Below are 19,159 nucleotides of genomic sequence, written 5' to 3'. Positions count from 1 at the left end.
GTCAATCGCCTGCCACGCGATCCTTGTCGTGCAGGTGTTCCAGAATCGCCGCCACCCGGTCCCCGAGATACTTGTTCGCCGAGATTTCCAGCGCTCGCATCATCTCGGTTTCCAGCGCCACGAGCGCCAGCGGGCGAATGCGCCAGAGCACATCGACGATGCGCGGCACCTCCGATGGCGGCGGCAGCTGTCCTTCCCCGAACTTGTCGAGTTCGCGCACCACCATGCCGACGATACGGTCCGACACGGTCTGGAAGTGGCCGCGTGCGTGGTCGATGATGTCCAGCACGTCTTCGAGCGCAAAGCCGGCGCGGGCCATTTCCGCACCGGCGGCCAACGCGCGCGGGCTGCGCGCCAGGTAGCCGATCCCATCGGGCTCCAGCAATCCCAGTGAAATGGCCTTGGCCAGCGCCGGGCGCGAGATTGCGCGGCCGAACAGGCGGGCCAGCGCCAGATATGAATAATGACGCGGCGCCTCGCTGTTCCATGGGCTGCTGATGGCCGTTTCCAGGCCCAGGATCGAACGCAGGTCGTGGCCTTCGACGATGGCCTTGAGCAGCTCCATGATGTTGGCCAGCGTGTAGCCGCGTGCCAGCAGATGATGGATCAGCCGCAACCGGCCCAGGTGGGTCTGGGTGTAGATGCCCACCCGGCCGCGCCGCTCGGGCGGGTCGATCAGACCACGGTCCTGGTACGAACGGATGTTGCGCACCGTGGTGCCGGCCGCGCGGGCCAGTTCGTCGATCGTGTATTCGGGAAAGGCGGCGCGGTCCGATGGCGTCGCATCGGACGGGCCGGCAGCGGAGGAGGTTGGGCTGGCGCCGCGTTTGGGTGGAGGCATGGCGAAAATTCTAACCGAGCGGCTGGCGGCACGACCGGCGGCACGTCGCGACAGCGACGTTACAATGCGCCCACAACATTCCCGGTCCCCATGCATATCCGTTGGCTCGAAGATTTCGTCTGTCTGGCCCAGGCTGGCAGCCTCGCGCGTGCTGCGGAGCTGCGCAACGTCACGCCGCCGGCGTTCGGGCGCCGCATGCAGGCGCTGGAAGTGTGGGCCGGCGCGCCGCTGATCGACCGCAGCGTGTTTCCGGTGCGGCTCACGCACGAGGGGCGGCAGTTTCTTGAGGCCGCCCAGTCCGCGCTGCGCACGCTCGACGACACGCGCGTGGCGCTGCGGGCTGCGCACCGGGCCGACGCCAGCACCATCACCATCGCTACGGGCAAGACGCTGGCGCGGTCGATGGTGCCGGCGTGGCTGGCGGGCCTGCGCGACGCCTTGCGCGAGGATCCGGTCGGCGCGGGCTTCCGCACGCGGCTATCCACGCACGCCACGCACGACGCGCTGGAAATGTTCACCGAAGGCGACGCCGACTTCCTGCTCTGCTACAGCCCCCACGACCTGCCGATCATGCTCGATGACGCGCGCTACCGCTTCCACGCCGTGGGTGTGGAGCGGCTGGTCTGCGTGTCGGCCGCCACGGCGCGCGGCGCGCCCGCGTTCCGGCTGCAGAAGCCCAAGCCCGGGGCGCGGCCGGTGCCGGTGCAGATGATTGCCTATGCCGAGACCTTGACCATGGGCCGCATGGTCAACCAGGAGATCGCACGGCGCAAGCTGGCAAGCTGGCTCGATGTGATTGCCGTGAGCGACTTCGCGGAGTCGGTTCACGAGATGGTGCGCCAGCGGATGGGCCTGGCCTGGCTGCCGGCGCGGCTGATTGCCGACGACCTGCATGCCGGACGCCTGGTGCGGGCCGACCTGCACGGTGGGGACAGCGCCGACCTGGCGCTGGACATCCGCCTGTACCGGCCGCGCGCGGCGATGCGTCCGCTGGCCGAAGCGTTCTGGCAGGCCGCCTCGAAGTAGTGCATGTGCGCCGGCGCGCACCATTTTCGTCCTTGCCGAAATGGCAATCCCGATTGCCAAAGCCGCATGCCGCAGCCGTGCGCGCTCTCTACCATCGCCGGAAAACATTCATAGACCATAGACCTGCCGGAGAAATCATGAACCCGATGCTGCGCGCGCTTGCCGCCGTTTCCCTTGCCAGTAGTGCCCTCGTTCCGGCCAGCGCCGGGGCGGCCGGCGGCTATCCGACCAAGCCGATCACGCTGGTGGTGGGCTACACCGCCGGCGGCAGCGTCGATCTGGTGGCGCGTACCGTCGCGCCCGAACTGGGCAAGCGCCTGGGCCAGAGCGTGGTGATTGAAAACCTGGGCGGCGCCGGCGGCACCATCGGGGCACAGAAGGTGGTCAAGGCCGAAGCCGATGGCTACACGCTGCTGATGGGCTCGGGCAGCGAGGTGTCGATTGCCCGCCTGACCAATCCGGCGGTGCGCTACGACGGCGAGAAAGACCTGGCGCCGATCACCTTCGTCGGCACCCAGCCGATGGTGCTGGTCGGCAAGCTGCAGCTGCCGGCCAAGGACGCCAATGAACTGATTGCGCTGGCCAAGGCCAAGCCGGGCACGCTGTCGTACGCGTCGTCGGGCGTTGGCACGCCGCTGAACCTGGCCGGCGAACTGATCAAGCAGCAGGGCAAGGTCAACATTACCCACGTGCCATACAAGGGCGCCTCGGCCATGGCCACCGACCTGCTCGGCGGCCAGATCGACCTGGCGGTGATGGTGCTGTCGTCGGCGCTGCCCCATATCCAGGCCGGCCGCGTGCGCGCCTATGGCGTGACCGAGTCCAAGCGCGCCAGCGTGGCGCCCAACGTGCCGGCCCTGGCAGAGACCCCGGCGCTCAAGGGCGTGGACATGGGAGTATGGTTCGGATTGATGGCGCCTAGCGCCACGCCTAAGCCCGTTATCGATCGGCTGAATACTGAAATGCAGGCCGTGCTGGCGCTGCCGGACGTGCGCAAGAAGCTGGCCGAGGCCGGTGTGGAAGTGCAACCGGCCAATCCAGCCCAGTTCGGCAGCTTCGTGAAGCGCGAGACGGCCAAGTACAAGACGATCGTGCAGGCCGCCGACATCCGGGAATAAATGTGAAGAATAATGGCTTGGCGTAATAGCCAAGCCTGATAGGTCATAACAATAGTTGCCCCCGCCCGAGGCGAGGGTAGCCAAGGAAGTCCAGATGACACAGAGTGCCCCCGCCTTCGACGCCTATCCGGTCGAAGTCGAATTTCCCGATATCCGGCCCTATGCCCAAGGGAACACCGGCATCGCCTACGTGCATACGTTCGACAGCGGCCTGCCGGGTCCGCATGTGATGATCAATGCGCTCACGCACGGCAACGAGGTTTGCGGCGCGATTGCCGTGGCCGGCCTGCTCGACCACGGCCTGCGGCCTCGGCGCGGCCGGCTGACGCTGGCCTTTGCCAATGTCGAGGCGTATGCCACCTTCGACGCGGCCCGGCCCGACGCCTCGCGCTTTGTCGACCAGGATTTCAACCGCGTGTGGACGGCTGCCGTCTTGGACGACCTGTCGCGCGATTCGTCGGAACTGCGCCGGGCCCGCGCCATGCGTCCGGTGATCGACACGGTGGACCTGCTGCTCGACCTGCATTCGATGCACGAGAAAAGCCGCCCGCTGATCGTATCGGGCCCGCTGGACAAGGGCATCGCGCTGTCCCGCGCCGTGGGCGCGCCGGCCGACATCATCGTCGACGAAGGTCACCCCGAAGGCCGCCGCATGCGCGACTACGCCGATTTTGGCGATGCCGCCAGCCCGCGCAATGCGCTGCTGATCGAATGCGGCCAGCACTGGGAGACCGCCGCCGTGGATGTGGCGCGCGACAGCACCGCGCGCTTCCTGCTCAATGCCGGCATCATCGACGAAGCCGACCTGCCGGCCGGCTGGGTGCGGCCGCTGCCCGCCACGCAGCGTGTGGTCCGCGTGACGGAGCCCGTGGTGGCCAGCAGCATGGACTTCCGCTTTGCGGGCCCCTACACCGGGCTCGAAACCTTTGCCGACGCCGGTACCGTGATCGGCTGGCGCGATGGCGAGCCGGTGACCACGCCGTACGCCAACTGCGTACTGGTCATGCCGTCGCTGCGCCAGTTGCGTCCCGGCGTCACGGTCGTACGCCTGGGGCAGCTCGAAAGCTGAACCACGCGCGCGACAGGAAAAACCCGAAAAACCACGTCCACGATCAAAGCACTGAAACGGGTTGCATAGCGGTGTTTCAGCGGTCAGCACCGGCAAGCGGCCCCCACAAGAGGCCGCGCCCGGTGCCCGTTTTTCCTGTCATGCCGTGACATAGGTGGCGACGGCTAGATTAAGCATTTCTTTAATTCAAGGGTGTTGTCTCGTCATCCGATAACTGCGATGTGACGATCTGCCGTCAGAGCGGACGTCGCCCGTGCGTCACAACGGCGCATGGCGTTATTCACGGAGCGCCCCTTGTCTTCTACCTCATCCCTTACCCTGCCCCGGCAGGCTGCGGCGGACCGCGTGCGCGCGGTTGCCGGCAGTTGGAGCATCGGCACGCGCATTGCGCTGGTTGTGCTGGCTGTTCAGATCATTGCCTTCTGCGCGTTCTCGCTGGCGCTGTCGCTGAGCAGCATGAACCAGCTCGAATCGCAGGCCCGCGACGCCATCGGCGCCGAAAGCCAGACCCTGCGCGAACTGGTGGCCCAGCTCGACGACACCATGCTGCAGGAGGCCGACCGCTTCCTGCTGAACTTTGCGTCGGTGCTGCCCGGCCCGTACGCGGTGGACCCGTCCCAGACCATCGAAGTGTCGGGCAAGGCCACGCCGGCCTTCCGTAGCGGCGACCTGCTGCTGAACAACAGCTTCGAGGTGCCGGATCGCTTTTTCGCCAATACCGGCGGCGTCGTGGCCACCGTGTTCGCCCGCACCGGCGACGACTACGTTCGCGTGACCACGTCGCTCAAGAAGCAGGACGGACAGCGCGCGGTAGGCACGCTGCTGGACCGCACCAGTCCGGCCTATGCCGCGGTGGCGTCGGGCAAGTCGTACCGATCGCTGGCCTGGCTGTTCGGCAAGCCCTATATGAGCAAGTACGAGCCCGTGCGCGACGCCGCAGGCAAGATCGTTGGCGCGCTGTACGTGGGCGTGAACGTCGAGGCCGAACTGGCCGCGCTGAAGAACCGCATCCGCCGCAAGACGATTGGCGCCGACGGCCAGTTCATCGTCATCGATGCCAAGGCCGGCGCCGACCAGGGCAAGATCCTGGTGGACCGCTCGGGCTCCGAAGGCACGGTGCAGATCGACGCCAGGGACGCCGACGGCAAGCCGTGGATTCGCGACATGATTGCCGCCAGGGACGGTGCCGTGGTCGGCACGGTGGCCATCGGCAACAGCGCGCCCGCCGAACGGCTGACCGCCTTCGTGACCTACCCCGAATGGCAATGGCTGATCGCGGGCACGGTGCCGATGGCTTCGCTGCGCGATGGACTCGTGGCCAGCCGCAACCGCTTCCTGGCGTTTGGCCTGCTGGTGGCGCTGGCCGTGTCGGCCGCGTTCTGGTGGCTGCTGCGCCGGATGGTCAGCCATCCGCTGGGCGAAGCCGCCGACGCGGCGGGCCGGCTGGCGTCGGGCGACCTGACCGCGCGCCTGGATACGCGCCGCAACGACGAGATCGGCCAGCTGATGCGCGCCATCGACGGCGTGGGCCAGGGCCTGACCGGCATCGTCGACAAGGTGCGCAGCAGCATTGGCGCCATCGCCGGCAGCACCAGCCAGATTGCCAGCGGCAATGCCGATCTGTCGGCGCGGACGGCGTCGCAGGCCGGCAGCCTGGAACGCACGGTGGCCAGCATCGAGCAGCTGTCCGCCACGGTGAAGCAGAACGCCGACAACGCGCACGACGCCAACGCGGCCGTGGCCAGCGCCGCCGATGCAGCACGCGCGGGCGGCAGCACGGTGGGCCGCGTGGTGGGCACCATGGCCGACATTCATCGCAACGCGCAGCAGGTGGTGGACATCATCGGCATGATCGACGGCATCGCGTTTCAGACCAACATCCTGGCGCTCAACGCCGCCGTGGAAGCCGCGCGTGCGGGCGAGCACGGGCGCGGCTTTGCCGTGGTGGCTGGCGAGGTGCGCGGCCTGGCGCAGCGCAGTGCCAGTGCGGCGGGCGAGATCAAGCAGCTGATCGAACGGACCGTGGCTGACCTGAAGAGCGGTAACGAGGCCGTGCAGCAGGCCGGAACGGCGATCGACGACGTGGTGCGCCGCGTGGAAGGCATTGCGGCGCTGATGGGCGATATCAGCGTGGCATCGCGCGAGCAGTCACAGGGGCTGGCCCAGGTCAGCGGTGCCGTGGCCGAGATGGACGGGGTCACGCAGCAGAACGCGGCCCTGGTCGAAGAGGCGGCCGCAGCGGCCGAAAGCCTGCATCACCAGGCGCAGGAATTGCGCCAGGCGGTGGAGGTATTCCGGCTGGCCTGACCAGCCGGCGCTTCCCGGCGGCCCCTCGGCGTCAGGCCGCGGGGGCCGCTGCCGGTGCCGGGGCGGGCGACGCCTGGGCCGGCGCCGGCTGGGGCTTCAGGCCCGGGAACAGCCGGTCGACCAGTTCCTCGATCTTCGCATCGGGCTGGATCAGGTGGCTCAGGTTGATGCCGCCCGCGCTGCGGTTGGCATTGAAGACGGCCTTGCCCACGCGCTCGCCGTTGCGGAACACGGTGATATCGGCCGATACCAGGAACGGCGTGATGTAGGTCTGGCGCTGGGCCGTGTAGACGGCCGTCATCGGGCACGACGCCACCGACGAATACGGCGGCAGCATCTTCACCTCGAAGTTGCGCGCCCGCAGCGAATTGGCAAAATCTTCCACATACGCGTTGCCATTGACCTGGTGGGTAATCACGCAGAACAGCGCGCCATCGGCGCCCACCACGCGATTGCCGCCCACGCGAAACTGCGCCGGACCACCATAGGCACCGTTCTGGTAGCCGGCGATCGGGTCGACCTGGTCTGCGCGGTCGACCGGCGTCACGCTCTGGTAGGTGGAACAGCCCGTGGCCAGCAGGGCCAGCGTGGCGGCTATCGTTGCTCTCTTCATCTTGGATCCTGGATGCGCGTCGGCGAGGGTGCCGGCCGTCCGGATCCGCTTCAGACTTCGACCGAGGCGGTTCAGGGACGCATTGCCGGCAGCATGCCTGCGTAATGTAGGCGTGCCGGCGGGCAGTCAATGCGGGGAACAGCGGGCGACAGATGCCGCAAATCGCAAAAGTGCCTCGCAAATCATGTGTGGGGCACCGCCCGCCCGGATGCGGAGGGCCGGGCCGTTGCGTCAGTTCGCGCCGCCCCGGAGCAGGCACTCGGACAGCAACGGCGTGCCGCCTTCGCCCTGGCCCGCCCCCGTGCATTCCACGGCCACCTTCTGGCCGCGCCGGACCATCGTGGCACGGGCTTCGACTTCGCAGGCGCGCGTGCCCGGGCCGCAGATCTGCTGGCGCAGCAGCGCCGCGCGGACCACCTGGCCGGGGTTGTCGGTACGGATTTCCAGCACCAGGTTGTCGCCGTCGCGGCGCACGCCACTGGCTACGCCTTCGACGATGAAGTAGCGGCCGCGATAGCGGTCGTCCGCCGCGGCGGCGTCGCTGCGATAGTCGTCGGCCAGACCGTCTGCCTGGTACTGGGGCAGCAAATCGGCGGGGCGATTGGGATCGATGCTGATCGGGTCGAGCGTGCCGTTGCGCGGAATGCCGCGCGGCACGCTGGCGGGCTCGTCGGGAGCGGAGACGGAGGCAAGCGGCGCGGTGTCGTGCTTCTCATTGCCAACGAACCACAGCAGGAAAAGGACGACGACAGCAACAACGGCGATCAGGATTTGTCTGGTGCGACTCAACATCGGGCGGGCTTCAGGGGGGACTTCAGGGGGCTTCAGGGGCGTCGGACCGGAATGCGGCACGGCGAGGTCCGCCAGTGTAGCGCGCCCGGCGCCGCGTCAGCCTTCCGCCAGTAGCCGGGCGCGGGTGGCGGCGAGAATCTCGTTGGAAAGCGGCGTGCCTTGCGTGGCCCGCGACAGGATCAACGCGCCGGCCAGCGTGGCCATCTGCGCCAGGGCCGCACTGCGGCGTGTGTCGGCATCGGCATCGGGCTGCACCTCGGCCAGGATGTCGATCAACGTCTCCAGCCCTTCGTAGAAGGCGGCGCGCACGGGCTTGTCGTCGCCCTCGCGGGCCACATCATTGGCCAGTGCCGCCACCGCGCAGCCGGTGCCCGCGTTGTTCCGGTTGCGCGTGGAAAGGTAGGCCTCGATCAGCGACGACAGCGCCGTGGCGTGGTCCGGCGCTTCGTTGACGCGCTTGCGCCAGCGCGCCTCGGATTCCTCGAACGCCCGGGTACAGGCGATGGCCGCGAGCGCGTCCTTCGATTCGAAATGGCCGTAGAAGCCACCATGCGTGAGCCCGGCGGCGCCCATCAGGTCTGCCACGCTGATGCCGTGGAAGCCCTGCTCGCGAAACAGCCGCGACGACACCTGCTCAATGATGGCGCGGTTCTTCTCCGCTTCCGCTTTCGATACGCGGGGCATGATCTACTCCAGATGGCAATGGGGACGATGGTCCGCCACATCGCCATGCAAGTCAACGCGACGCCATGGAGGCTGCCTTCGCTCGCGATGCCATCGACGCATCACACGATGGTCGGCCCCCCACTGCCCAGCGCGGCCAGGTACTGCGCGGTGGTGTACGGCGTGGGCAGGCCCTGCCGGGCCAGAAAGACATGCCGCAGGATCTCGCCCTGCTGTTCCAGCTTGTACTGGGAGAGCGCCTTGCCCGATTCCAGCCGGTACCGGTACTGGTTGAAGCCGCAGAAATGCCGCACCTGCTCCAGCGCGCCGCGCACCAGTACGTTGATGCCCTGCTGGTGCTGCCACACATGCGCCATCTCGTGGATGAACAGCCCCTGCATCGCCAGGCCCGCCGCACTGATGTCGGTCAGCCCGCGCAGCTTGCGGCCCAGATAGATGTGACCATCGGGCGTGATGATGTAGTTCGCACCCTGCCAGAAGACAAAGTTGCGATGGTGAATGCGGACAACGGCGTAGTCGATGGCATCGCCAAAGACAGAGCGGGCGAGGGATTGTTCGCCGGGGGTGAGGGGGCGAGACATGTTGGTGGGTCGCGGAGGCATGACGGACACGTATGCGGCCAGCGTGTCTTAAAGGACAACCTGTTCGAACCGCCCTTTTCCGGAAAAATTGTAAGGAACCTTGAAGGCAGCCCCGCCTCGCATGCCGCCAGATTGATCGATGATCCGCGGCCACCACCGCACCAGGTTATGCGCCTTATCCCAGAACGTGTGATTTGACCATCCTCTGTCCAGCAGAAACACGATCAAGCCCGCTCTGCGCAGAGCTTCCCGTTCCAGGCCCTTGTTGAGCTTGTCGTGTGTAACGATCGACCAGCCGCCTTGCCTGGACAGCGTTTCGATCCACGCCTCGTCGGTAGTGTTGGGTGGAAACATGTCCTTCAGATGAGCCGCCGAGTGTCCATGGGGCTCGGACAGGGCGTGAAGTGCTTTTGCCAGGGCCGGAGGCAGATTGTTGTCGACGAAGAACTTCACGATGCCAACCCTTCCTCAAAGGCGATGGCTGCATCGACGGCGGCAACAGGTACGTCGTAGAGCTTGGCAACAAGACCCTTGTCGCCTTCCGCGAGGTAGGCTTCATGAAGGACTGAGGTTTTGACGGCGCCGTCGGTCACGACCGGCTTGCCGAAGGCAATCTGCGGGTCCAGAACGACGGCCTTGCTGCGCGGGGACGGATACCAGCGTGCGGCACATTCGTCGGGACCGAACTCGATCCCCCGATACAACGACGGCTCGATGACCTTGCGGAATGCGTACTGTTGCCTTACCAGGTCCAGCAGTTCGGTCTCGCCGGTTTCGCGCATCGCGGACGCAAAGATCGTGCGTCCATCCGTCCTGAATTGCCGGGACGTGAATGGATAGTCGCTTGCGAACAATTCACGTGCACGCACACTGGCCACCCGGATTGTCTGCAGGCTTACGCCATGCTGTCGGAATGCCTTTACGAAACGGACCTCCAGGAGATCATGGAAACTGATGCCATCGAGTTCCGCGCGCGAAAGCTCTGTATCCCAGAGCGGCGGGACAGCGGCGGCTGTCTGGCTTCGCTTGTGCTGGTACGCGTAGCCGTCGAGCCAACGGCGAAGATCGCGGACGGGAATCCTCGTCAGCCGGGCGGCTTCTGGAAAGGTATACAGGCCGATGCCTGTCAGCTTCATAAATCCTCCCCGTAGAAATGCGCCGTTGTGACCTGAGTTCGATCGAAGCCGATTCTACCGAAATCGGCGATGGCGCAGCGGGCGTTGCGCGGGATACCTGCTTGACCCCGCTCAGTGATCGCGCAGGTTCTGCCCACGGCTTGGACCACTGCCCCGCGCTCACTTCCCAATACAGAACCGCGTAAAGATCGTCCCCAGCAAATCGTCGCTGGTGAACTCGCCGGTGATGCTGTTCAGGTGGTCCTGCGCGAGCCGGAGTTCTTCGGCGAAGAGGTCCAGGGCCTGGGCGTTTTGCTCGGCGCGTTCGACGGCGCAGTCCAGGTGTGACTGTGCGTTGCGCAGCGCGGTGAGGTGGCGTTCGCGGGCCAGGAAGGTGCCTTCGTTGCCCGACTGCCAGCCGATCAGGCGCAGCAGTTCGCGGCGCATCAGGTCGATGCCGGCGCCGGTGCGTGCCGAGATCCAGATCTCGGTGGGATTCGGGCCGTTGGCGGCCACCACGTGCGGGCGGTTGCCGCCGAAGCCCATCTGGCCGGCCGCCGGCGCCACGTCGATCTTGTTGACCACGCGCACGATCGGCGATCCCGGCGGCAGCTGGCCGCTCAGACGGTCGTCGATGTGATCGTCGATTTCCGAAATGCCGTGTTCCAGGTAGTCGGCCGCGTCCACCAGGTGCAGCACGATGTCGGCGCGGCGGATGGCGTCCCAGGTGCGTTCGATGCCAATGCGTTCCACCTCGTCGGCGGCATCGTCGCGCAGGCCGGCGGTGTCGATGATATGCAGCGGAATGCCGTCGATCTGGATGGTTTCGCGCACGCGGTCGCGCGTGGTGCCGGCGATCGGCGTGACGATGGCAAGCTCCGCGCCCGCGAGCGCATTGAGCAGCGACGACTTGCCGACGTTCGGCTGCCCGGCCAGCACCACCGACAGCCCTTCACGCAGCAGCGACCCCTGCCGCGCCTGCTTGAGCACGCCAGCCAGGCTTTCGCGAATGCGCGTGAGCTGGCCGCGTGCGTCGGACGCTTCCAGGAAGTCGATTTCTTCCTCGGGGAAGTCGAGTGTGGCTTCCACCAGCATGCGCAGGTGGATGACCTGTTCGACCAGCGCGTGGATGGCCCGCGAGAACTCGCCCTCCATCGAGCGTGCTGCCGAACGGGCGGCGGCCTCGGTGCTGGCTTCGATCAGGTCGGCCACGGCCTCGGCCTGCGCCAGGTCGAGTTTGTCGTTCAGGAACGCGCGGCGCGTGAATTCGCCGGGCTCGGCCACGCGCAGTCCGATGGCCTTGCCGGCCTCCAGGCAGCGCGCCAGCAGCATCTGCATCACCACGGGTCCGCCGTGGCCCTGCAGTTCCAGCACTTCCTCGCCGGTGTAGGAATTGGGTGCCGGGAAGTACAGCGCCAGGCCGTGGTCGATGACCTTGCCGTGGCCGTCCAGGAACGGCAGGTAGGTGGCATGGCGCGGCTGCAGCGCGCGGCCGCAGACGGCGCGCATGACGCTGCCGACATCGGGGCCGGATACGCGCACGACGCCGATGCCGCCGCGGCCCGGTGCGGTGGCGATGGCGGCGATGGGAAGCTGGGTTGCTGTCATGTGCGGTATTGTCGCAGATCGCCCAGCCGGCAGGATGGGCCGCGGCTCATGCCGGCGAGTCGCCCGGGGGATCGACGGACAGGCACTCGCACAGCAGCCGCCGCGCCACGGCACCGTCGATCACGGCGCCAAGTTCCGACTGCCGCGCCACCAGCTTCTTGCGCAGGCGTTTGCGGTAGCGGCCGGGCAAGACGTCCGACAGCGCCTCGATCGCATAGCGCAGCCGCTTGTTGCCGATGCGCAGCTTGTGGACGTGTTCGGTCTTCCCGTCCCGGGCGATGCGAGCCCGCTCCCGAACCTTGTCGCGCGCCTTGCGGATCCGTTTGGGTGCGAAATTCTCCAGCCTGCCCTTGGCATCCTGTTCCGACAGATGCAGCAGGTCGCGTTTCAACGTCGGGAGCGGGGCTTGCCGGTAACGTGACAGTTTTGTCATCATCTCGGCGTGGGCGATCGTGCGCCTGGCCTGGGCGGTGTCGATCAGTGCCACCAGCATGGCGTCTTCCGGCTGCTTCACCAGGGCCGGGGCCAGGGTCTCGGCGATAAAGACGTCCCAGTCGCGCACATTGCCGGCGGCGTCGGCGACATCGTGCAGCACCTGTTTCCAGCGGGCCTTTACCTGGCCCTGCAGCACGGGCCCGAACGCCCAGGCCACGGCACGAAGATGACGTACGGCGACGCGCAGCGCGTGAACATCCTCGACCTCGTCGCGATGCTGCAGTGCGTCCAGACGATCGTGAACGGCCCTCAGGCCCGCTTCGCCCAAGGCAACGAACGCGGCGGCGGGACGCATTTTCCGGTGCAGCACAGGCTGACGGCTCATTGCGATGTCTCTGAAGTGGAAAGAGAGTTACTGCGCAACGTCCGTCTAGTGTAGGCGATGGCGCACGCCGCCGCCGTCCGCCGCCGTCTGATTCCTAACGCGTCGCCACGATGAACACGCGCGGGAACGGCAGCAGCACGGTGCCGTCGGGCATGGCGGGAAACACCTGGGCCAGCGCGGCTTCGTACTGCCGCAGGTATTCGGCACGCTCGGCCTCGTCCAGCGGCGCCAGGAAGGGCCGCAGGCCGCTGCCCTTGAACCATTCGACAACCGCGGCCGCCCCGCCCTTGAGCGGGTGCTGGTAGATCGTGCGCCAGATATCCACGCGCGAGCAGTGCGGCTTCAGCTGTTCGTAATACCAGCGTTCCGATGCCAGTGCGGTGCGGGCATCGGCGGCGGCCGCCAGCTTGGGCGCCCAGGGGCCGTTCAGCGCCGTTTCGCGCATCAGCAGGTGCGGCGGCTCGTTGAGGTTGTCCGGCATCTGCACGGCCAGGCTGCCGCCCGGCGCAAGCTTGCCGACCAGCGACGGAAACAGCGTGGCGTGATCGGGCACCCACTGGAATACCGCATTGGCCAGGATCACGTCCCAGGGGCCGCCATCGGCCCATTGCGTGACGTCGGCGATCTCGAAGCGCAGGTTTGGCAGCCGCTGGCGCGCGGCGGCGATCATGTCGGCGTCGCTGTCCAGGCCGGTGACCTCGGCGCTGCCGTAGCGGGCCGCCAGCACCTCGGTCGAGTTGCCGGGCCCGCAGCCGATGTCGACCACGCGTGCGGCGTTGGCGGTGGGGATGGCCCCGACCAGGTCCCGCACCGGGCGGGTCCGTTCATCCTCGAATTGCACGTACTGGCTGGCCGACCACGTCATGGCGTATCCCCTTGTTCTGTTGCGGGCTCAAGTCTTATATAAGACATAAGACTGGAAGCATACGCGGAAAAAGAAAAACCCGGCTGGCAGCCGGGTTTTTCGTGGGTCGGGTTTGCAACCGCCGGATCAGCTCTTGGCCACCGCCGCGGTCTTGCCCTTGCCGAGCATGCGGTTGATCTGCCACTGCTGGGCGATCGACAGGATGTTGTTCACCACCCAGTACAGCACCAGGCCGGCCGGGAAGAAGAAGAACATGAACGAGAACACCAGCGGCATGATCATCATGACCTTGGCCTGGACGGGGTCCGGCGGCGTGGGGTTCAGCTTGGTCTGCACGAACATCGACACGGCCATCACGATCGGCAGGATGTAGAACGGGTCCGGCACCGACAGGTCATGGATCCAGCCCAGCCACGGCGCACCGCGCATTTCCACCGACGACAGCAGCACCCAGTACAGCGCGATGAACACCGGGATCTGGATCACGATGGGCAGGCAGCCGCCGAGCGGATTGACCTTCTCGGTGCGGTACAGCGCCATCATTTCCTGGTTCATCTTCTGCGGATCGCCCTTGTAGCGTTCGCGGATGGCCGTCATGCGCGGCTGCAGGTCCTTCATCTTGCCCATCGACTTGTAGCTGGCAGCCGACAGCGGGAAGAACACCAGCTTGATCAGCACGGTCAGCGCGATGATCGACCAGCCCCAGTTGTTCAGGAAGCCGTGCAGCTTTTCCAGCAGCCAGAACAGCGGCTTGGCCAGGATGGTCAGCCAGCCGTAGTCCTTCACCAGTTCCAGGCCCGGCGTGATCTGCTCGAGCATGCGCTCTTCCTGCGGGCCGGCGAACAGGCGGGCATCGGTGCTCACCGTGGCGCCCGGCGCCAGCTGGCCCAGCGGCTGCTGGATACCCACGCGGTACAGGTTCGGGTCGATCTGCTCGGCGTAGAAGCTGTGCTGCTTGCCGTTCTGCGGAATCCAGGCCGACGCGAAGTAGTGCTGCACCATCGCCACCCAGCCGTTGTCGGTGGCAGCCGGCACGGAGGCCTTGCCCTTGGCGATGTCGTCGAACGTGATCTTGTGGTACTTGTCGGCGTTCGTGTAGATGGCCGGGCCCGTGAACGTGCTGTAGAACTGCGACTGTTCCACCTTGGTGCCGTCACGTGCCAGTTCCAGATACAGCGTCGGCGAAACCGGCGCGGTGCCGGTGTTCGTCACGTCGAAGCGGGCGTCGACCACGTAGCTGCCCTTGCGGAACGTGTAGGTCTTCACGAACTTCACGCCGCTCTTCTCGGCGGTCAGCACGAGGTCGAGCTTGTCCTGGCCCGGTGCCAGCGAACGGGCACCCGGGGCGGCCGTGAACACCGTGGTGTGGTTCGGCAGGTCGCCGCCGATCAGGCCCGAACGCGCCAGGTAGGTGCGCTGTGCATCACGTTCGAACAGTACAACGGGCTTGCCGTCCTTCTCGTGCTCGTTGAGCAGTTCCAGGCGCGACAGGATGCCGCCTGCGGTGTCGATCTCGGCACGCACTTCGTCAGTGGTGACGATGACCTTCTCGCCCGTGGGCTGGGCAGCCGCCTGCGGCGCGCCCGGCACGGCGCCCGGGGCCGACGCGCTGGTGGCGTTGGCCTTGGGCACGTCACCCTGCGCCGTGGCGCCGCTTGCGCCAGCGGCCGGGGCGGCCTGCTGTTGCGTGTTGGCGCTCGGGAAGAACATCGACGCGTGGCCGTTGGCGCGCTGCCAGTTGTCGTAGAGCAGCACGAGGGACATCGAGAAGATGACCCACAGGATGGTGCGTTTGATATCCATGTCTCGCTATGGTCTGGGGGAATCAGGGTCTGGGAAGCCGGACCGTGATGGACGGGCGGGCGGATGCGGTGGCTGCGGGAGGCACCGCTGAGGCCTTTCCGTGTACTACAGGCTCGGGCACGGGATCATACCCGCCCTTTGCGAAAGGATGGCAACGGCAGAGTCTGCACGCGGTCATCCACGTGCCACGCGCGGGGCCATGGCTGATGATGGCGTCGCGGGCATAGTCGGAACACGTTGGCAGGAAGCGGCACTGCGAGCCCAGGTAAGGACTCAGGGCGATCTTGTAGACGCGCAGCAGGGCAAGCAGGATTCGCTTCATGATGATGATCAGGCAGGCGCGGGTGGCGCGGCAGGTGCGGCCGCCGCAGGCGGCTCGCCGGATGCCGGGACGGTTGGCGCAGGTGGCAGCGGCCGGGCGGCCACATCCAGCAAGCTGCCAAGTTCGGCCTGGCAGGCGCGCCGTATGGCCGACCGGCTGGCAAAGTCCGCACGCGGAAACCTTGCCTGCAGCCGCAACAGGATATCGCGGCCCGCGAATTGGTCCTGCCGGCTGCGAAACAGTTCCCGCACCATGCGCTTCACCAGGTTGCGCTCCGCGGCACGCGGCGCGAACTTCTTGCCTACGACGATGCCCAGCCGGCCCTGAGGCTGGCCATTGGCCCGCACGTACAGCACGAAATGCGTACTGCGACGCCGGGGCCGCAAAGCAAAAACGGATGAAAATTCATCCGTCTTTGTCAGCCTCGCGGCTTTGGGAAAGGCATGGGTCGACACGCTGGTCAAAGCTAGCGGACAAGCCGGGCTTCGGCGGCGGCGGTCCTGGCCATCCTGAGTGCGAGGCGCTGGACCGGACGACGGATGCAACGCGGACGACAAACCGTCACGCTGCCTGCCATCCGGGCCGGTCGCCCGGCCCTCAGATTGCCAGGCGCTTGCGGCCCTTGGCGCGGCGGGCGTTGATCACGGCACGGCCGCCGCGGGTCTTCATGCGCACGCGGAAACCATGGGTACGCTTGCGGCGGGTAACGGAAGGTTGGTAGGTACGTTTCATGTTGCACTCTCTGGTTGATCCGGGCTTTCCGGGCGTCGGCCGTTGCCGGGACGCCTTGGCCGCCGCGTATGGTTCGCATGGGGCTGCCGCAATGCAGACGCTCGGTATCCGTTGAGGTTGCTGCGGCGATGCCGACGATTCTGGTTCTGTCTTGCTGCCGGCCGCCGCTGGCCCTTGGCCGTATGGGCCGGGGGCGCTGGCGGGGATCAGGCCGCTTGCCTGATGCCGCACATGTTTGACATGTGGCGGTACGGGCCAGACCCGGCGATGCGCATACGTGATCCCCTGCCGCATCGCAGAACCCGCCATTTAACCGATTTTCGACGCGAGTGTCAAGGCGCTGGACGGCCACTTCCGGCATGCGCGCGACATGTGCGGTACAGGCCCCTGTTCACCGCAGTGCTTCATTGTCCACAACGGTCGGTGGGTAACTCTGTGGGTATTCCCGGTCACCTATCGGTGGTAGCGCAGCGGGTCAAGTCCTTGTTTCCGATGGATTATCGGGTGCGGAAGGCCTTTGTCTGGCGCGGCTTCCGCGTCGGTTGTGCACACAAATCCACTGAATTTTCACAACTTGTCCACAGGGTTATCCTTTGTGGATAACTTGGGGCGGGGGGTACAATCCGGGTCCAAACACTACACGGGCCGCGTGGCGCACGCGCAACCCGGGTCTGCCTGCCTCGGTATACCGCGATGTATACCCGATAAAGCTGCCGTTTCGATGCCTTGCATCCGTGGACGGCCTATTGCCTTTCGCCGTCGCGACATGACGCACAAGGCATGTGCAGGGGCCCGGAACGCAAGCGCCGCGTCCACCCGTGACGTGGCATCGGCACGATGGCACGGTCACTCAGAAGAACACATGCAAGATTTCTGGCAGGCAGCAGCCGCGCAACTCGAGCGCGAACTGACGCCCCAACAATTCAAAACCTGGATCAAGCCGTTGGCGCCCGTCGCCTTCGACGAGGAAGCGCATGCGCTGCGGATTGCCGCGCCCAACCGCTTCAAGCTCGACTGGGTCAAGAGCCAGTTTTCGGGGCGGATCACCGCGCTTGCGTGCGAATACTGGGAAACGCAGGTTAGCGTTCACTTCGTTCTGGACCCCGCGGCCTCGGGCCGTGCGGCCACCTATACGCAACAGGCCATGCAGCAGGGCGGCCACGATGGCATGACGTCCGCTGCAATGGGTACGGGCGGCGGCGCCTATCCCGGCGCCTCGGCCGGCATGCCGGGCCAGGCATATGGCCATGCGCCGGCGCCGCATCCGCAGTCGCTCCAGGCGGGCGGCTATCACGAGCACGCCGGCCAGCCAAACGGCGGCCAGCCCGGCTATGGCGCGCCGGCCGGCCAGGTGCCGTACCCGGCCGGCCCTGGCGGCATGCCGCATCGCGGCGCCGCGCCGACCGGGCATCCGCTGCAGGCGGCCTCCAATATGCCGATGCAGGACATGGGCGACATCGACGTGGCCCAGATGGATGCGTCCGAAGCCAGCGCGCGTTCCTATCGCGTGCCGGCCCAGCAGCCGGCCGCGGCCGGCACGCAGCCGACCGACACGGTGCACGAGCGTTCGCGCCTGAACCCGATCCTGACGTTCGACAACTTCGTGACCGGCAAGGCCAACCAGCTGGCCCGCGCCGCGGCCATCCAGGTGGCCAACAACCCGGGCAAGTCGTACAACCCGCTCTATCTGTACGGCGGCGTCGGCCTGGGCAAGACCCACCTGATCCATGCCATCGGCAACTTCATGCTGATGGAGAACCCGCGCGCGCGCATCCGCTATATCCATGCCGAACAATACGTGTCGGACGTGGTGAAGGCCTACCAGCGGAAGGCGTTCGACGAGTTCAAGCGGTATTACCACTCGCTCGACCTGCTGCTGATCGACGATATTCAGTTTTTCTCGGGCAAGAACCGCACGCAGGAAGAATTCTTCTACGCGTTCGAGGCGCTGATCGCCAACCGCGCGCAGGTGATCATCACCAGCGATACGTATCCGAAGGAAATCACCGGCATCGACGACCGGCTGATCTCGCGCTTCGACTCCGGCCTGACCGTGGCGATCGAGCCGCCCGAGCTGGAAATGCGCGTGGCCATCCTGATGAAGAAGGCCGCCGCCGAGAACGTGAGCGTGCCGGAAGAAGTGGCGTTCTTCGTCGCCAAGCACCTGCGCTCCAACGTGCGCGAACTGGAAGGCGCGCTGCGCAAGATCCTGGCGTTCTCGAACTTCCATGGCAAGGACATCACGATCGAGGTTACGCGCGAGGCGCTCAAGGACCTGCTGACCGTGCAGAACCGACAGATCTCGGTGGAGAACATCCAGAAGACCTGCGCCGATTTCTACAACATCAAGGTCGCGGACATGTACTCGAAGAAGCGGCCGGCCAATATTGCGCGGCCGCGCCAGATCGCGATGTACCTGGCCAAGGAACTGACGCAGAAGAGCCTGCCGGAAATCGGCGAGCTGTTCGGCGGACGCGACCACACCACGGTGCTGCATGCCGTGCGCAAGATCGCCGACGAGCGTGGCAAGGACGCGCAGCTGAACCACGAGCTGCACGTGCTGGAACAGACGCTCAAGGGCTGATTCGCGGGAATTGCAGGGCGGCCTTGCCGGGCTGGCATACTACTGGGTGCGCGTCCGGCGGCAAGCGGGCGCCAGAGCAACTGTTGCATCGCGGGAAACCGGCCTCAGATAAGGCTTTGCGGTGAGTCGGGACGAATTGGCGGACGTAGGCGCCCGGAGCGTGGCTTTTTGTGCACAGCCCGGCGCCCCGCCGGATTCGCCCCGCTTCACCGCAGCGGCTTATCCTTGGTACAATCCGGCATTAACTCTTTGATTCCAAAGTGGAAATTGGATATCGGA

19 protein-coding genes are annotated in these 19,159 nt (G+C 66.4%); 5 read left to right on the top strand and 14 right to left on the bottom strand.

All coding sequences use genetic code 11. The features are described from left to right. Position 1 precedes the first annotated feature (1 nt). Positions 2-841 carry a MerR family transcriptional regulator gene (locus AC24R4_RS16580; RefSeq protein WP_400393892.1) on the bottom strand — a complete coding sequence of 280 codons (840 nt, stop codon included), beginning with the start codon at positions 839-841 and terminating at the stop codon, positions 2-4. Positions 842-931: 90 nt separating this feature from the next. Between AC24R4_RS16580 and AC24R4_RS16575 the strand changes: the two genes are divergently transcribed. The 4 genes from AC24R4_RS16575 to AC24R4_RS16560 all read left to right on the top strand — a co-directional run bounded on the left by AC24R4_RS16575 (position 932) and on the right by AC24R4_RS16560 (position 6,361). After that, on the top strand, positions 932-1,867 hold the full coding sequence (locus tag AC24R4_RS16575; RefSeq protein ID WP_400393890.1) for a LysR family transcriptional regulator: 936 nt from the start codon (positions 932-934) through the stop codon (positions 1,865-1,867). Between the two features lie 137 nt (positions 1,868-2,004). Further along, on the top strand, positions 2,005-2,985 hold the full coding sequence (locus tag AC24R4_RS16570) for a Bug family tripartite tricarboxylate transporter substrate binding protein (protein ID WP_400393889.1): 981 nt from the start codon (positions 2,005-2,007) through the stop codon (positions 2,983-2,985). Positions 2,986-3,079: 94 nt separating this feature from the next. Then, positions 3,080-4,054 carry a M14 family metallopeptidase gene (locus AC24R4_RS16565; RefSeq protein ID WP_400393888.1) on the top strand — a complete coding sequence of 325 codons (975 nt, stop codon included), beginning with the start codon at positions 3,080-3,082 and terminating at the stop codon, positions 4,052-4,054. Positions 4,055-4,348: 294 nt separating this feature from the next. Then, positions 4,349-6,361 (top strand): methyl-accepting chemotaxis protein, encoded by a 2,013-nt coding sequence (locus tag AC24R4_RS16560; RefSeq protein WP_400396192.1) that lies wholly within the window; start codon positions 4,349-4,351, stop codon positions 6,359-6,361. A 31-nt stretch (positions 6,362-6,392) separates the two neighbouring features. On the opposite strand, the gene AC24R4_RS16555 is transcribed toward AC24R4_RS16560, so the two are convergent. The 13 genes from AC24R4_RS16555 to rpmH all read right to left on the bottom strand — a co-directional run bounded on the left by AC24R4_RS16555 (position 6,393) and on the right by rpmH (position 16,296). Beyond that, positions 6,393-6,974 carry an Sbal_3080 family lipoprotein gene (locus AC24R4_RS16555; protein WP_400396190.1) on the bottom strand — a complete coding sequence of 194 codons (582 nt, stop codon included), beginning with the start codon at positions 6,972-6,974 and terminating at the stop codon, positions 6,393-6,395. Positions 6,975-7,205: 231 nt separating this feature from the next. Then, positions 7,206-7,766: an OB-fold protein gene (locus AC24R4_RS16550; protein ID WP_400397388.1), complete on the bottom strand. Its 561-nt coding sequence runs from the start codon at positions 7,764-7,766 to the stop codon at positions 7,206-7,208. Between the two features lie 96 nt (positions 7,767-7,862). Then, a complete protein-coding gene (locus tag AC24R4_RS16545; RefSeq protein ID WP_400397385.1) occupies positions 7,863-8,450 on the bottom strand; it encodes a TetR/AcrR family transcriptional regulator in 588 nt (195 codons plus the stop codon). Positions 8,451-8,551: 101 nt separating this feature from the next. Next, on the bottom strand, positions 8,552-9,031 hold the full coding sequence (locus AC24R4_RS16540; RefSeq protein ID WP_487523364.1) for a hypothetical protein: 480 nt from the start codon (positions 9,029-9,031) through the stop codon (positions 8,552-8,554). 48 nt (positions 9,032-9,079) lie between these two features. Then, positions 9,080-9,484: a PIN-like domain-containing protein gene (locus tag AC24R4_RS16535; RefSeq protein WP_487523363.1), complete on the bottom strand. Its 405-nt coding sequence runs from the start codon at positions 9,482-9,484 to the stop codon at positions 9,080-9,082. Beyond that, entirely contained in the window at positions 9,481-10,167 is a 687-nt protein-coding gene (locus AC24R4_RS16530; RefSeq protein ID WP_487523362.1) for a DUF433 domain-containing protein, read from the bottom strand. Before AC24R4_RS16530 ends, AC24R4_RS16535 begins: the two co-directional genes overlap by 4 nt. A 159-nt stretch (positions 10,168-10,326) precedes the next feature. After that, a complete protein-coding gene (gene mnmE / locus AC24R4_RS16525; RefSeq protein ID WP_400396628.1) occupies positions 10,327-11,754 on the bottom strand; it encodes a tRNA uridine-5-carboxymethylaminomethyl(34) synthesis GTPase MnmE in 1,428 nt (475 codons plus the stop codon). 46 nt (positions 11,755-11,800) lie between these two features. Further along, complete coding sequence (locus tag AC24R4_RS16520) at positions 11,801-12,574, bottom strand: CHAD domain-containing protein (protein ID WP_487523361.1); 774 nt, start codon at positions 12,572-12,574, stop codon at positions 11,801-11,803. A gap of 94 nt (positions 12,575-12,668) precedes the next feature. Then, complete coding sequence (tam, locus tag AC24R4_RS16515) at positions 12,669-13,439, bottom strand: trans-aconitate 2-methyltransferase (protein WP_400395193.1); 771 nt, start codon at positions 13,437-13,439, stop codon at positions 12,669-12,671. A gap of 126 nt (positions 13,440-13,565) precedes the next feature. After that, entirely contained in the window at positions 13,566-15,242 is a 1,677-nt protein-coding gene (gene yidC, locus AC24R4_RS16510; RefSeq protein WP_400395190.1) for a membrane protein insertase YidC, read from the bottom strand. A 22-nt stretch (positions 15,243-15,264) separates the two neighbouring features. After that, complete coding sequence (gene yidD / locus AC24R4_RS16505) at positions 15,265-15,564, bottom strand: membrane protein insertion efficiency factor YidD (RefSeq protein ID WP_153946232.1); 300 nt, start codon at positions 15,562-15,564, stop codon at positions 15,265-15,267. An 8-nt stretch (positions 15,565-15,572) separates the two neighbouring features. Next, on the bottom strand, positions 15,573-16,019 hold the full coding sequence (rnpA, locus tag AC24R4_RS16500) for a ribonuclease P protein component (protein WP_400395188.1): 447 nt from the start codon (positions 16,017-16,019) through the stop codon (positions 15,573-15,575). A 142-nt stretch (positions 16,020-16,161) separates the two neighbouring features. Then, positions 16,162-16,296 carry a 50S ribosomal protein L34 gene (gene rpmH, locus AC24R4_RS16495; protein ID WP_008650850.1) on the bottom strand — a complete coding sequence of 45 codons (135 nt, stop codon included), beginning with the start codon at positions 16,294-16,296 and terminating at the stop codon, positions 16,162-16,164. Positions 16,297-17,158: 862 nt separating this feature from the next. Between rpmH and dnaA the strand changes: the two genes are divergently transcribed. Continuing rightward, positions 17,159-18,880, top strand: coding sequence for a chromosomal replication initiator protein DnaA (gene dnaA, locus AC24R4_RS16490; RefSeq protein ID WP_153946230.1), 1,722 nt, complete (start codon positions 17,159-17,161; stop codon positions 18,878-18,880). The last annotated feature ends 279 nt before the right edge of the window (positions 18,881-19,159 follow it).

The sequence above is a fragment of the Cupriavidus sp. CER-90 genome, assembly GCF_057652055.1.
Note: the sequence above shows the minus strand (reverse complement) of the source record. Positions and strands in the feature narration are given on the sequence as shown.